Genomic DNA, 13,863 nt, shown 5'->3' with positions numbered 1-13,863 from the left:
TTTTTGGGGAGTCATACCATGACATTTAGCGTTATCGGCAATCTGGCCATCGCCGCCATCTTGCTGTTCTTTCTCTACCGGTTACAGGAAAAACATGTGAGCTTCACCCGCCGGGTATTTGCCGGTCTGGGGCTCGGTATTCTGTTCGGCGCCGCGTTGCAACTGCTTTACGGTGCCGGTTCGTCCGTCATTGTTCAGACCATCGACTATCTGGATATCGTGGGTAGCGGCTATGTGAAGCTGCTGCAGATGATCATCATCCCGCTGATCATGGTCTCCATCATCAGCGCCATTCTCAAGCTCAATGGCGGCACTGCGCTGGGCAAGATCAGCGCCATGACCATAGGCGTGCTGATCTTCACCACCGCCATCGCCGCCGGGGCGGGCATCCTGATGTCCAACCTGTTTGGCCTGACCGCTGAAGGACTCACCTCCGGTGCCGCCGAAAGTGCCCGGGGCGCCGCGCTGCAGACCACCCTCGGCAGCGTTGAGAGCATGTCCTTTGCCAAGATGATGCTGGAGTTCATTCCCGCCAACCCCTTCCTCGACATGACTGGGGCCCGCAAGACCTCCACCATCGCTGTGGTGATCTTCTCCATCTTCATCGGCCTCTCCGCCACCGGCATCGCCCGCAAGAAGCCGGAGATCTTCGCCAGCTTCAGCCACTTCGTGGCCGTGGCTCATGCCATCGTAATGCGAATGGTGACCCTGGTGCTGCGCCTGACCCCGTTCGGCGTACTGGCGCTGATGACCAAGGTGGTCTCCGGCTCCAACTATGCGGATATTCTTAACCTGCTCAGCTTTGTGATGGCCTCTTACGGTGCCATCGCCATCATGTTTGTCGTGCACCTGCTGCTGGTGAGCATGGTCGGCATCAACCCGCTGCGCTTCCTCAAGAAGATCACGCCGGTGCTGGCGTTTGCCTTCACCTCGCGCACCAGTGCGGGCTCCATCCCGATGAACGTGCAGACCCAGACCAAGTCGCTGGGTATTCCTGAGGGGATCGCCAACTTCGCCGCCTCCTTCGGTTCCACCATCGGCCAGAACGGCTGTGCCGGTATCTATCCGGCCATGCTGGCCGTGATGATTGCCCCGACCGTCGGGGTCAACCCGATGGATCCCGGTTTTATCATGACCCTGATCGCCATCATCACCGTCAGCTCCTTCGGGGTGGCCGGGATTGGCGGTGGCGCCACCTTTGCCGCGCTGATCGTGCTCTCCGCGCTGGACTTCCCGGTGGCGCTGGCCGGTCTGCTCATCTCCATCGAGCCGCTGATCGACATGGGTCGTACCGCTCTTAACGTCTCCGGCTCCATCACCGCAGGGACGGTCACCAGCCGCCTGATGGGCGAGACCGACATGCATGTGTTCAACAGCGATCATGAAGTGAGTCTGGACGGCGAAGAGTCCACCGTCTGATTTGCGTCGGTTGATCTGCCCGTGGAAAGGGGCGACTCTTTCCCGTCATAGACCGCAGGGAGGGCATGCCCTCCCTGCGCCATTGAGAGGAAAAACAATGAGAATTCTGATCATCGGTGGCGAAGCCGCCGGTATGAGCGCGGCGGCCAAGGCACGCCGTCTGGCCATCGATGCCGACATCGTGGTGTATGAGGCCTCCGAGGTGATCTCTTTCGGTGCCTGCGGCCTGCCTTACTTCGTCGGTGACGAGTTTCAGGAGCCCGGCTACATGGCCGAGTTCACCCCCGAGCAGTTCGCCGCCAAGGGGATCGAGGTCAAGATTGGTCATCGGGTGCTGAGCGTTGACGCGGCTGCCCAGACTCTGGTGGTGGAGCACAACGGCGACACCTTCACCGACCGCTACGATCGGCTGATGATCGCCACCGGTGCCCGCGAAGTGATGCCCCCCATCCCCGGTCTGCAGCAGCAAGGGGTATTCGGTCTGCGCCGGATGGCCGACGGGCTGGCGCTCAAAGCTGCGGTGCAAGACAAGAGTAATCGCCGCGCCGTGGTGATTGGCTCCGGCTTTATCGGGCTGGAGGTGGTCGAGGCGCTGGTCCATCAGGGCAAGGAGGTGCGTCTCATCGAGCTGGCGGATCGGGTCATCCCCGACGCGTTTGATGGCGAGATCACCCAGCACATCGAAACCGAACTGCGCGAGCAGGGGGTCTCTCTCCATCTGGGTGAGCGAGTTGAAGCACTGCTGGGGGATGGTCGGGTGACCGGCGTGCGCACCAGCCAGGGCGAGTACGAGGCCGATATCGTGGTGGTCTGTACCGGGGTCAAGCCCAACACCGAGTTTCTGACCGATACCGGCATCGAGCGGCTCGGTAACGGCGCCATCAAGGTGGATCGTCAGGGGCGCAGCTCGCTGGCCAATGTCTGGTCGGCCGGTGACTGTGCCAGCGTCTGGCACGGCGTGAAGCAGCAGCAGGTCTATGTGCCGCTTGCCACCATCGCCAACAAGCTGGGGCGCATGGTGGGTGAGAACCTGGCCGGTGCCGAGCAGGAGTTCCCGGGCACTCTGGGTTCCGCCGCGCTCAAGGTGCTGGGGCTGGAGGCGGGCCGTACCGGCCTCTCCGAGCAGGAAGCCAAGGCGATGGGGATCGATTACCGCACCGTGGTGATCAAGGACAAGTGCCACACCAACTACTGCCCGGGCCAGTCAGACATTCACGTCAAGCTGGTCTATGAGGCGGGCAGCAAGCGGCTGCTGGGCGGCCAGATCCTCGGTCGCAAGGGGGCGGTCCACCGCATCGACGCGCTGGCGGTGGCCATCACCATGGGGGTGACCACCGAACAGCTCGGCATGCTGGACTTTGCCTACGCGCCGCCCTTCTCCCGCACCTGGGATGCCCTGAACGTGGCGGGCAACGTCGCGAAGTAACAGGCGCTGGTCAGGCGGAAAATGAGAAGAGGCGGCACCCTGTGCCGCCTCTTCTTTTTGTTTAAAGCTGCCTCAGGGGTCGGCAGGGGGATCTTGCCGCTCCGGCTTGCCTGTCGCCGGTTTGCTGCCGACCAATACGGCGCCCAGAAAGATAAGGGCGACGCCTGCCGCCTTGCTCGCCACCAGCGGTTCGGCAAAGGCCGGCATGCTCACCGCCAGCAGATAGACCAGCCCGTAACTGGTGCTGAGCAACGGGTAGGCGATATTGAGCGGGGTGGAGTGCAGCGCCGCCAGCCAGCAGAGCAACGACAGCCCGTAGCAGAGGATGCCGATGACGATGGTGAGGAGCGGCAGGGGGTGAGCCAGCATCACGGCGGGATCGGCCTGCCACTCAGGGAGGCTGATTGCCCCCCACTTCATGCAGAGCTGCGCCACTGTCACCAGCACTATGCTGCCCAACACGTAGAGATAACCCTTCATAACAGACCTCCCAGCAGCAGGGCGCCGACAATGATGGTGGCAGCCCCCAGCCAGTTGCGGCTGCTCACCGGCTCGCGGAAAAAGAGGCGCGAGCCGAGCAGCACCAGCACCAGATTGAGGCTGAGCATGGGGTAGGCCATGCTCAGCGGCAGCCGCTGCAGCAGATAGATCCAGAGCAGCATGCCGCAGCCAAGTGCTGCAATGCTCCCCAGCAACCAGGGAGAGGTGAGCTTCTGCCAGTGGCCGTGCGGTGTGCGTTGCCAGCTAATGACCGCCTGCTTTTGCAGCATCTGACCCGCACTGGTGAGGAGGCTGACCAGCAGGAGGAGCAGGATATCCATCAGCGATTCCCGTGGTAGACGAGCAGGGTGAAACGGTGGCTGCGGATAGTCTTGTCTGCCGGGGGCAGCGCGGCGATCTGCTCGTCATCGTCGGTGCGCAGCAGCAGGGCGACCTGCCCCTCCTGGCGAGCCTGTGCCAGCCAGTTCGGGAACTCCTCTTGCGTGACGTAGCGTCCCTTGCCCTGCGGATAGCCAAGGCCATATCTCAGCTCGCCCATGCTGTCGAACAGGTTGACCTCGCTGCGCTTGGTCTCCCAGGCGATGGAGGAGGCGGTGCCCACCTCGTTGGCCAGCAGGGTGTGGGATTCCATCAGGATCTCCCGGTTGGTCTTGATGAAGTGCTCCGGCAGTTTGGAGTCCACCAGCGATAACGGCAGTGCCAGCGGCAGGGCTACGGCCAGCACCATGGGGCAGAGGGCGCTCAGCTGCCAGCTGCGGACGGGAGCCACTAGCTGGATAAAGCCGAGCAGCGACCAGCTGGCGAAGATCGCCATGGCAATGGCCAGCTTGCCCATCTCGTAGCGGCCGTAGACCGCATGTTGTGGCGAGAAGGCCAGTACCGCCAGCACCCCTACGCAGACGAGACCGAACAGGCCGTTGATCCAGGCGTTGAGGCGAAATGGCTGAGCGCGACCCTCCCTGAGGGCATTGACCGCGCTGTTGGCGAGCAGGATGGCCAGCGGGGCGAAGCAGGGCAGGATATAGGTGAGCAGCTTGCCCTTGGCGATGCTGAAGAAGATAAAGGGCAGTACCAGCCAGGCCAGCAGATAGAGAGTCTGCGGGCCGACCTTGCGCTCCTGCCACCCCTGCTTCAGTGCGCCCGGCAGCAGCCCCAGCCAGGGTAGGGTGCCGAGCAGTCCCATCGGCAGGTAGTACCAGAAGGGGGACTTGTGCTGGGCATCTTCCGAGGCGAAGCGCTGGATGTGCTCAATCCAGAAGAAGTAGTGCCAGTAGTCCGGCTCCCGCTGATGAATGGCGATGGCCCAGGGGGCGGCCAGCAGGGCGGCGCTCAGGATGGCCAGCGGTCCGAAGCGCACCAGTTCGAGCAGGCGCCCCTGGGTCAGCATATATGGGACAAGTACGATTACCGGCACCGCCAGCGCGATAAACCCCTTGGTGAGAAAGCCCATGCCGCAGGCGAGACCGAACAGCAGATAGCCCGCCATCCTGCGACCGGGTGGCCCCTCCTGCCGGATGAGGTAGAAGCTCACCATGGCGGCGTTGAGCCAGAGGGTCACCATGGCGTCAAGCACGCTGTAGGTGCCGATGCCGTAGACGATCAGGGTCGAGAGATAGATGAGGCTGGCGAACCACGCCTTGCGCCGGCACTGCCAGAGCTGGAGGGTAAACCAGAAGACCAGCAACGCGCTCAGCCCGGTCGAGGCGGCCGAGGCGAATCGGACGGCAAAGTTGCTCTCGCCGAACATCAGCTGGCTGAGGCTGTTGAACCAGTAACCGGCGATAGGTTTCTCGAAGTAGCGCAGGCCGAGGAAGTGGGGCACCACCCAGTCACCCGTGGTGACCATCTCCCGGCTGATCTCGGCGTAACGGTTTTCGTCCGGGCTCCACAGCATCCGCTGGTTGAGCGGCAGCAGGTAAAAGAGCAGAAAGAAAAGGGGCAGGGCCCATCGGGTCATCTTCATGAGATCCTCGGTTGCAGTCTGGTGAGCTGGTTCATGGGGTTGCCTTGCAGCCGAGCCACCCTTCGCGTCCCGGCAGGGTGCCGCGCAGCAGGTGACCGGTCGGTAGTTGAGTCGGGTCGGACGGGAGCAGCTCGCCAAGGGGGACGAAACGGATGCCACGCGCTTTGGCCTCGCCGAGCAGGGCATCGAACTGATCCGCCATGACGATCCCCTCCACCTCGGCGTGGATGGTGTAGACATGGGGGCCCGGTTGCGGTGTCGCGGTCAGCTGCTCCAGCAGGAAGTGGTTGAAACCGTCGACCGTCACCTGATGCCCCACCACCTCGTCAAAGGTGGGCAGGTTGACCGGGATCTGCGGGGTGCCGGGCCGCCCATCCTCCAGAATGGGGCGGAACAGGCCGCAGCCGCGACAGTCACTGTTGTAGCGAAAGCCGAACTGCTCCTTGGCTTGGGTGGTGAGCGGATCGGCCCGCCAGCCGGCGGCGGCGGAGCAATCCACTTCGCGCCCCAGAATGTCGCTCAGGGCATCGACTCCGAGCCGGGTCTGGCGGATCAGCTCGGCCTCGCCCCAGCGACCGGTGTTGGCCTGCCAGCCGTGGTGATCCCAAGCGTGCAGCCCCACCTCGTGACGGGCGTTGTCGGTGTCGCGCATCAGGGAACCCAGCTCTCTGCCGATAGGCTTGCCGGGCCAGGCGGTGCCGGCCAGCAGGATATCGAGCCCATACAGAGATGCTGCGTTGGAACGCAGCATCTTGAGCAGGAAGCGGGGCTTGAGCAGGCGCCACAGGTGGCGCCCCATGTTGTCGGGACCGACCGAGAAGAAAAAACTCCCCTTCACCTGATGCCGGTCGAGCAGTTGCAGCAGGCGGGGAACCCCGTCACGGGTCCCCCTGAAGGTATCGACGTCGATCCGCAGACCCACCTCAGTCATGCTCGACTCCTGTGGTGACCGCCCCTTGCAGGAAGAAGTCCAGCGTCTTGCCGATGGTCTCTTCCATCTCGATGGTCGGTTCCCAGTCGATCAGCTTGCGGGCATTGCGGATGCTCGGACGACGGTGAGAGACATCCTGATAGCCGTCACCGTAGAAGGACTTGCTCTCTACCAGCTTGAAGCCGGCGAACGGCGGGAAGTGGTCGCGCAGCGGGTGGGCATCGAACTTGGCGAGCAGCACCTCCGCCATCTCGCGAATGCTCGCCTCGTTGTCCGGGTTGCCGATGTTGATGATCTGGCCGTTGCAGCGATCGCTCTTGTTCTCGACGATGCGGAACAGGGCTTCGATGCCATCCTCGATATCGGTGAAGCAGCGCTTCTGGGCGCCGCCATCCACCAGTTGGATCGGGGTACCGTCCACCAGATTGAGAATGAGTTGGGTGATGGCGCGGGAGCTGCCGATGCGGGCAGAGTCCAGACTGTCGAGGCGCGGCCCCATCCAGTTGAAGGGGCGGAACAGGGTGAAGTTCAGCCCCTCTTTCTTGCCGTAGGCCCAGATGACCCGATCCAGCAGCTGTTTGGAGACGGAGTAGATCCAGCGCTGCTTGTTGATGGGGCCGACGATGAGGCGGGATTCATCCTCGTCGAAGCTGTGATCGTCGCACATCCCGTATACCTCGGAGGTGGAGGGGAAGATGATGCGCTTGTGGTACTTGACGCAGTAGCGGACGATCTTGAGGTTCTCCTCGAAATCGAGCTCGAACACCCGCAGCGGGTTGCGGGTGTACTCGATGGGGGTGGCGATGGCCACCAGCGGCAGGATCACGTCGCACTTCTTGATGTGATACTCGATCCACTCGGTATGAATGCTGATGTCCCCCTCCACGAAGTGGAAGTTGGGGTGGCTGATGAAGCGATCCACGGCGCTGGAGCCGATGTCGAGGCCATACACTTCGTAGCCGCCATCCTTGAGCAGACGCTCGGTGAGGTGGTTGCCGATAAAGCCGTTGACGCCGAGGATCAGCACCCGGGTCAGGCGCGCCTTGCGCAGGGCATTGCTCGCCTTGGCGCCGATCTTCATTCCTTCGACCAGCCCCAGTTCGCGGGCCAGTTGGGCGCCGCGTACATAGAGCCCCCCTTCGGCCTGACCGGCCAGGATCTCCAGCACTCCTTCACCACAGGCCACGCGCAGCGGGTCGTGGGAGAGAATGGTGCCCGGTTGCTGGTTACTCTGGAGCGCCAGCGGCCGCGCCTTCCAGACCGTCAGCTTGCGATCGCCGGCAAAGCTGAAGGCCCCCGGATAGGGCTGGGTGACGGCGCGTACCAGATTGTTGAGCTCGCGGGCTGGGCGGTGCCAGTGCAGTTCGCCATCGGCCGGGGTGCGGCGGCCATAGTAGCTCGCCTTGCTCTCGTCCTGCGGGGTGAAGCGGCTCTCCCCGCGCTTGAGTTTGACCAGTTCACCTTCCAGCAGGGCATGGGCAGCTTGGCGTACCTTGCCATGCAGGGTCAGCGCCGTGTCGTCGTCGGCAATGGCCACCGCCTGCTGGGCGACGATATCGCCGGCATCGGGTTTGGCCGTCATCCGGTGCAGGGTGATGCCGGTCTCGGTCTCGCCGTTGACCAGACACCAGTTGATGGGGGCGCGGCCGCGATAGGCGGGCAGCAGGGAGCCGTGCAGGTTGAAGGCCCCGACGGTCGGGATATCGAGGATCTCCTGCTTGAGCATGTTGCGGTAGTAGAAGGAGAAGATGGCCTCGGGTGCCAGCTCGCGAATGCGCTCAATCCAGAGCGGATGGTTTACGTCTTCGGGGGAGAAGACCGGCAGGTCGTGCTCGGCACAGAGCTGGGCGACCGAGTCGAAGAAGCGGTTCTCGCCCGGGTCGTCGGCGTGGGTAAAGACCGCCTGGATCTGATAGCCGGCCTGAAGCAGGGACTCGATACCGGTGCAGCCGATATCGTGATAGGCAAAGACGACAACTTTCATGATTGAGTTTCCTGTTGCGAAGCATCCGGGGTGGAGCGAACGATTTGGTGAATGAAGTAGCGGGGGCGAGCGCGCACATCGGTGTACATGCGGCCGATGTACTCACCCAGCAGCCCCATCCCGATCAGCTGCACGCCGACAAAGGTGAAGAGAATGGCAAACAGGGTGAAGACGCCGTCTGCTGCCCAGTCGGCGCCCATCAGCAGGCGCAGCAGGATCAGCAGGATCGAGAAGGTGAAGCCGATCCCCGCCACCACGCTGCCAACGATGCTGAGCAGGCGCAGCGGGGCCGTGGTCATGCAGGTGACCAGGTCGTACATCAGGTTGATGAGGTGCATCAGGCCATATTTGGATTCGCCGTGGGCGCGCTCGGCGTGGCCCACCTCCAGCTCGGTGGTGCGGCGGGCAAAGCTGTTGGCCAGAATGGGGATGAAGGTGCTGCGCTCCTGACAACAGAGCATGGCGTCGATGATGTGGCGACGATAGGCGCGCAGCATGCAGCCGTAGTCGCTCATCTGGACGCCGGTCGCCCGCTGTACCGACTTGTTGATAAAGCGCGAGGCCGTCTTGCGAAACCATGAGTCCTGCCGGTTGCGGCGGATGGTGCCGACCACGTCATACCCTTCCTTGGCGGTGGCGACCAGCCGCGGGATCTCTTCCGGCGGGTTCTGCAGGTCGGCATCCAGGGTGATCACCAGATCCCCTTTGGCGGTCTCGAAACCGGCCATGATGGCGGCATGCTGGCCATAGTTGCGGTTGAGCAGCACCGCGACCAGCTTGCTCCCTTGGCGGGCCGCTGCCTCGCTGATGATGGCGGCGGAGTGGTCGCGGCTGCCATCATCGATCAGGATCACCTCGTAATCCTGACTCAGCTGCTCGCAGGATTCGGTGACGCGCCGCAGCAGCTCGGGCAGGCTCTCCTCCTCGTTGTAGACGGGGATGATGACGGATACCCGCTTGATATCGTTATGGTTCACGTGTTGTTACTCCAGTATGTCGGTCAGGGCTGCCACGACCCGATCCACGTCGGAGAGCGTCATGTCGGGGAAGAGGGGCAGGGTGCAGAGCCGTGACGAGTTCCACTCGGTATTGGGCAGCGAGAGCGTCGGGTAGCGCTCCCGGTAGTACTTCTGGGTATGGGCCGCCTTGAAGTGCAGGCCGGTGCCGATGCCACGCTCCTGCAGCGCCTGCATCAGTTGATCGCGATCGAGGCCGCAGCGGGCCGGATCGACCCGCACCATGAAGAGGTGCCAGGCGTGCAGATGGGCATAATCGGGGATGGCGAGCGGTTCGAACGGCAATCCCTCCAGCAGCTCCCGATAGCGGGCAACCAGGATGGCACGCCGGGCGTTGAGCTCGGGCAGGCGGGCCAGCTGAACCAGCGCGATGGCGGCGTTGATGTCGGCCAGGTTGTATTTGAAGCCCGGCATGATCACCTCTGCCTGCGGCTTGCGGCCCAGCGTCATCCGGTCGAAGGCATCGACCCCCAGACCGTGAAATTTCAGCATCCGCACCTTGTCGGCCAGCGCCTTGTCATCGGTCACCAGCATGCCCCCTTCGGCACAGGTGAGATTCTTGATGGCGTGGAAGGAGAAGATGGCGGTGCCGGTCTCGCCGATCCAGCGGGCGCGATAGCGGGTGCCGACTGCATGGGCGGCATCTTCGATGACCGGAATATCGTGCTGGCGACCCAGGGCGAGGATGGGGTCGAGGTCGACCGGCGCCCCGGCGTAGTGAACCGGGATGATGGCCCGGGTGTTGGGGGTGATGAGCGGCGCTATCTGCCCGGCGCTGACCATCAGGGTATCCCTGTCCACATCGACAAAGACGGGGGTGGCCCCCAGCAGGGTGATGATGTTGATGGTGGAGACCCAGGTCTGGGAGGGGGTGATCACCTCGTCACCCGGGCCAATCCCCAGCGCCATCAGGGTGACATGCATACCGGCCGTTGCGGAGCAGAGCGCCACCGCATGCTGGCAGCCAAAGGTCTCGCAGAAACTCTGCTCCAGCTCATGATTTTTCGGGCCCGTGGTGATCCATCCCGATTGCAGAACCTCGCTGACGGCGTTGATCTCGGCCTCGCTCATGGCGGGTTTCGAGAATGGCAGAAAGTTTTTCATACGACTCCATTCTTAATGTCGCAAGAGATCAAATGGCGATGAAAACCGGTATTGTCGATTTTCACTGGAAATATGCACGGCACAGATATCTATATCGCTCGATATATTTTCGAAAGTAGCTGAATAGCGAGTTTTTATTCAAGCGCACAGCAACACTTGGTAACAATTGCTGGAGTTTTTATGGATAACCAAATCTGGAAATATCTCGTAACAAAATATTGCTTGGTTTTATTTTGAATTGGTGTTTAGCCACTTATTTTAGTGTTGTTACTCGAGTTATTGGCCATTGCTGAATAGTTGCAATGTCATTCAGTATTGAAATTGCTTGTTACAAATTGCCCGTAGTGCAATTGGGGAAAGGATGTAAAGTTTCCGGCATCACGCATTATGGAATAGTCGTTATGAATATCACCGTTTTTGGCAGTGGCTATGTTGGCCTGGTACAAGCAATTGTATTGGCTGACGTTGGCCATCAGGTTGTTTGTATTGATCTCGATGCAGAAAAAATAAGTCGGTTGTCCCGTGGCGAATTACCTATTTATGAACCCGGGCTGGATTCATTGCTGCATCAGACGCTACAAAATGGCTCGCTGAAATTCACCACGGATATATCCATGGCGGTTACCCACGGTGACGTGCAATTCATCGCCGTCGGTACGCCCCCTGATGAGGATGGTTCGGCCGATCTGAGCGCCGTCAGGGCGGTGGCGAGGTCGATTGCCCAACATCGTGTCGACGAGGTTATCATCGTCAACAAATCCACCGTGCCGGTCGGTACGGCAGACAAGGTATTCCACTGGGTCAGGGAGCAGCAGGCAGAGCTCGGCAAGCAGTTCGAGTTCGATGTGGTCTCCAATCCCGAGTTTCTCAAAGAGGGGGCGGCTGTGCGTGATTGCCAGCGCCCGGATCGCATCGTCATCGGCACCGGCAAGGAGCGTTCCAGAGCCGTGATGCGCGAGTTGTACGAACCCTTCAACCGCAATCACGACCGTATTCTCTTAATGGACGTGCGCAGTGCCGAGCTGACCAAGTACGCCGCCAACTGCATGCTGGCTACCAAGATCAGCTTCATCAACGAGATTGCCGGGCTGGCCGAGCGGGTTGGTGCCGATATCGAGCTGGTGCGGCAGGGGATCGGTGCCGATCAGCGCATCGGCTACCAGTTTATCTATCCCGGTTGCGGCTATGGCGGCTCCTGTTTTCCCAAGGATGTGAGGGCGTTTCTGGCGACAGCCGCCGCCCTCGACTACGACACGCCGCTCATCCGCGCGGTGGAGCGGGTCAACGAGCGGCAGAAGTTCAAGCTCTTCGATACGCTGTCCACTCACTTTCAAGAGCGGGGCGAGTCGCTGGCGGGCAAGACCATCGCCATCTGGGGGCTCGCCTTCAAACCCAATACCGATGACATGCGCGAAGCGCCGAGTCGGGTGCTGATGGAGGCGCTGTGGCAGGAGGGGGCGCGGGTGCAGGCCTTTGACCCGGTGGCGATGAAGGAGGCGCAGCGCATTTATGGCTGCCAGCCCGAGCTGTCGTTGATGGGCACCAAGGAGGCTGCGCTGGCGGGGGCCGATGCACTGGTCATCTGCACCGAGTGGAACGAGTTCAAGGCACCTGACTTTGCCCAGCTCAAGAAGATGCTGGCCATGCCGCTCATCATCGACGGTCGCAATCTCTATGACCCGCACAAGATGAAAAGCCAGGGCTTCTCCTACTACGCCATCGGACGCGGGGAGACCATTGCAGAAGGAATGAGCCATGCCACGCCCTGAAATCTCGGGGCGCAAGCTCTGCTGGATGTTGCTGCTGGTGACTCTGGTGCTGCTGTTTGGTCAGTTTGATCATCAGCTCTGGACGCCAGATGAACCCCGCGAAGCAGCCATTTCGCTCGAAATGTACCGCAGTGGTGACTGGGTGGTGCCGACCCTGGGCGGGCGCAGCTTTATCGAGAAGCCGCCGCTCTTCTACATGGCCGCTCTGCCGTTTCTTGATGGGTTTGCATCCTGGCTGGGGATAACCAACACCCTGCGTTTGGCGGGCGTGGTCTGGGCGGCAGGCATGCTGCTCTTCACCGGCCTGTTGGCCTATCGCCTGCTTGGTAACAGGTCGGCGGCACTCTGGTCGGTCATCGCGCTGGGCACCATGGAGGGATTTATTATCAATACGCACTGGATCAGGACGGACAGTGCGCTCGCCTTCTTTGTCGTATTTACCCTCTGGGCATTCGCCGAATATTATCTGGCGCATCGCAACTTGATGGCGATTATTGCCGGACTGGGTCTGGCTGGCTGTTTTATGGCAAAAGGACCGATCGGGCCGTTGACGGTGTTTTTCGGCTGGTTGCCCCTCTTTCTCTTTGCTGCCCGCAAAGCAGTAAACGAGCAAAGTGTTCCCGTTTTTATATTTCAACACTTGCTGGTGTTGTTGTTTTTTATATTGCCAATCGCAGCCTGGGTTCGTGAGCTAATTAATCATGCTGATGGCGATGCCTTGTGGCATGAGTGGTTCTGGCAGAATCAGGTTGGCCGTCTTACCGGCACTTCGACCGAACTGGGTCATATCAAGAAAGGTGCCTATCTCTATTATTTGTGGGGCATAGTGGAATATACCATCCCATGGTTGCCATTCATTTTTTATTGGGGATGGCAAACGGTGAAACAGCGGGAGTGGAGCCGTGAGCGGCTACTTTTGCTGTGCTGGGCACTTGGAACTCTTTTATTGTTAACTCTCTCTTCGACCAAACGTACCCTCTATCTTTTCCCGCTATTGCCGGTATTTGCCATCATGCTGGGTCAGGTCAGTCTGAGCTGGCCACTGTGGACTGCCCGTTATGGTCGGGGGTGGCTCTACTTCATGCTGCTGTTTTGCGTCGCCATCATTGCGCTCCCTCTGCTGGGTCTGCCGCTGCCATTTGCCAGCCAGATTCCGGCAGAAGTGCAGCTAGCCGCCAGCAAGCTGGGGTGGCGGTACATTCCCGCCATCATCCTGTTCGTGATGGCGCTGGAACTATTGTTGCGGCGCAAGGAGGTACATGGCGCCATTCATGTCACCAGCTCGGTGGCCATCATGTTTCTGCTCACTTTTGCGCTGGTCTACCCGCTGATCGATGCCGCCAAGGGGGTTTCGGGCAAGATGACCCATCTGCTGGAGGGGATACCGCTCGAGACGCGGGATCGCATTGCCGGCTGGAGGCTGGGTGAAACCGAGCTAGGTCTGCTCTCTGTCTATGAAGAGATGCAGGTAGTGAATCTGGACGGGAAGGGGGTGAGGGATGTGCTTGCCTGTCATGATGCCAGATTCGATGCGGTGCTGGTCAACGGTACGGCGCAGGAGATGGCAAATCTGCTGGAGGGGGTCCCCTATCAGCAACTTGCGCAGACCTCGCTTCGTTCGGACAAGGGGCAGCTGTTGACGCTGGTTGCCGCAGAGCAGTGCCATTGATCTGTCTATTTCCACTTCAGGATCGTCGGATAACGCAATATGTTCGTTTGGTCATCGCACTGTGGTAGCGGCGGTTGCCAT

11 protein-coding genes are annotated in these 13,863 nt (G+C 61.0%); 4 read left to right on the top strand and 7 right to left on the bottom strand.

What is annotated here, in order from left to right; genetic code table 11:
- The first annotated feature begins 18 nt into the window (after positions 1-18).
- Both ACB035_RS12115 and ACB035_RS12110 read left to right on the top strand, forming a co-directional pair.
- Complete coding sequence (locus ACB035_RS12115; protein WP_005339766.1) at positions 19-1,419, top strand: L-cystine transporter; 1,401 nt, start codon at positions 19-21, stop codon at positions 1,417-1,419.
- A gap of 97 nt (positions 1,420-1,516) precedes the next feature.
- Entirely contained in the window at positions 1,517-2,845 is a 1,329-nt protein-coding gene (locus ACB035_RS12110) for a CoA-disulfide reductase (protein ID WP_371167365.1), read from the top strand.
- 72 nt (positions 2,846-2,917) lie between these two features.
- Here ACB035_RS12110 and arnF read toward each other — a convergent pair whose 3' ends face one another.
- Genes arnF through arnB form a run of 7 tightly spaced genes read right to left on the bottom strand, consistent with a single transcriptional unit; the run spans position 2,918 to position 10,344 of the window.
- Positions 2,918-3,325, bottom strand: coding sequence for a 4-amino-4-deoxy-L-arabinose-phosphoundecaprenol flippase subunit ArnF (arnF, locus tag ACB035_RS12105; RefSeq protein WP_371167364.1), 408 nt, complete (start codon positions 3,323-3,325; stop codon positions 2,918-2,920).
- Positions 3,322-3,666 (bottom strand): EamA family transporter, encoded by a 345-nt coding sequence (locus ACB035_RS12100; RefSeq protein ID WP_219271398.1) that lies wholly within the window; start codon positions 3,664-3,666, stop codon positions 3,322-3,324. The genes arnF and ACB035_RS12100 overlap by 4 nt, the downstream gene beginning before the upstream one ends.
- Positions 3,666-5,309 (bottom strand): lipid IV(A) 4-amino-4-deoxy-L-arabinosyltransferase, encoded by a 1,644-nt coding sequence (arnT, locus tag ACB035_RS12095; RefSeq protein ID WP_371167363.1) that lies wholly within the window; start codon positions 5,307-5,309, stop codon positions 3,666-3,668. The genes ACB035_RS12100 and arnT overlap by 1 nt, the downstream gene beginning before the upstream one ends.
- A gap of 31 nt (positions 5,310-5,340) precedes the next feature.
- Positions 5,341-6,240, bottom strand: coding sequence for a 4-deoxy-4-formamido-L-arabinose-phosphoundecaprenol deformylase (gene arnD / locus ACB035_RS12090; RefSeq protein WP_371167362.1), 900 nt, complete (start codon positions 6,238-6,240; stop codon positions 5,341-5,343).
- Positions 6,233-8,224 (bottom strand): bifunctional UDP-4-amino-4-deoxy-L-arabinose formyltransferase/UDP-glucuronic acid oxidase ArnA, encoded by a 1,992-nt coding sequence (arnA, locus tag ACB035_RS12085; RefSeq protein ID WP_371167361.1) that lies wholly within the window; start codon positions 8,222-8,224, stop codon positions 6,233-6,235. Before arnA ends, arnD begins: the two co-directional genes overlap by 8 nt.
- Entirely contained in the window at positions 8,221-9,201 is a 981-nt protein-coding gene (gene arnC, locus ACB035_RS12080; protein ID WP_371167360.1) for an undecaprenyl-phosphate 4-deoxy-4-formamido-L-arabinose transferase, read from the bottom strand. The genes arnA and arnC overlap by 4 nt, the downstream gene beginning before the upstream one ends.
- Before the next feature lie 6 nt (positions 9,202-9,207).
- Entirely contained in the window at positions 9,208-10,344 is a 1,137-nt protein-coding gene (arnB, locus tag ACB035_RS12075) for a UDP-4-amino-4-deoxy-L-arabinose aminotransferase (protein WP_371167359.1), read from the bottom strand.
- Between the two features lie 401 nt (positions 10,345-10,745).
- On the opposite strand from arnB, the gene ACB035_RS12070 reads away from it, so the two are divergent.
- Together ACB035_RS12070 and ACB035_RS12065 are read left to right on the top strand one after the other, a co-directional pair.
- Positions 10,746-12,113 carry a UDP-glucose/GDP-mannose dehydrogenase family protein gene (locus ACB035_RS12070; RefSeq protein WP_371167358.1) on the top strand — a complete coding sequence of 456 codons (1,368 nt, stop codon included), beginning with the start codon at positions 10,746-10,748 and terminating at the stop codon, positions 12,111-12,113.
- Entirely contained in the window at positions 12,100-13,782 is a 1,683-nt protein-coding gene (locus ACB035_RS12065; protein ID WP_371167357.1) for an ArnT family glycosyltransferase, read from the top strand. Before ACB035_RS12070 ends, ACB035_RS12065 begins: the two co-directional genes overlap by 14 nt.
- Positions 13,783-13,863 lie beyond the last annotated feature (81 nt).

This window comes from Aeromonas sp. S12(2024) (assembly GCF_041402305.1).
Lineage (GTDB): Bacteria > Pseudomonadota > Gammaproteobacteria > Enterobacterales > Aeromonadaceae > Aeromonas > Aeromonas veronii.
This window is presented reverse-complemented; position numbering and strand designations above follow the sequence as displayed.

Bases quoted from the DNA above. Each gene is read 5' to 3' on its own strand.
- ACB035_RS12115 (WP_005339766.1), top strand. From the start codon at position 19: ATGACATTTAGCGTTATCGGCAATCTGGCCATCGCCGCCATCTTGCTG.
- ACB035_RS12110 (WP_371167365.1), top strand. From the start codon at position 1,517: ATGAGAATTCTGATCATCGGTGGCGAAGCCGCCGGTATGAGCGCGGCG.
- arnF (WP_371167364.1), bottom strand. From the start codon at position 3,325: ATGAAGGGTTATCTCTACGTGTTGGGCAGCATAGTGCTGGTGACAGTG.
- ACB035_RS12100 (WP_219271398.1), bottom strand. From the start codon at position 3,666: ATGGATATCCTGCTCCTCCTGCTGGTCAGCCTCCTCACCAGTGCGGGT.
- arnT (WP_371167363.1), bottom strand. From the start codon at position 5,309: ATGAAGATGACCCGATGGGCCCTGCCCCTTTTCTTTCTGCTCTTTTAC.
- arnD (WP_371167362.1), bottom strand. From the start codon at position 6,240: ATGACTGAGGTGGGTCTGCGGATCGACGTCGATACCTTCAGGGGGACC.
- arnA (WP_371167361.1), bottom strand. From the start codon at position 8,224: ATGAAAGTTGTCGTCTTTGCCTATCACGATATCGGCTGCACCGGTATC.
- arnB (WP_371167359.1), bottom strand. From the start codon at position 10,344: ATGAAAAACTTTCTGCCATTCTCGAAACCCGCCATGAGCGAGGCCGAG.
- ACB035_RS12070 (WP_371167358.1), top strand. From the start codon at position 10,746: ATGAATATCACCGTTTTTGGCAGTGGCTATGTTGGCCTGGTACAAGCA.
- ACB035_RS12065 (WP_371167357.1), top strand. From the start codon at position 12,100: ATGCCACGCCCTGAAATCTCGGGGCGCAAGCTCTGCTGGATGTTGCTG.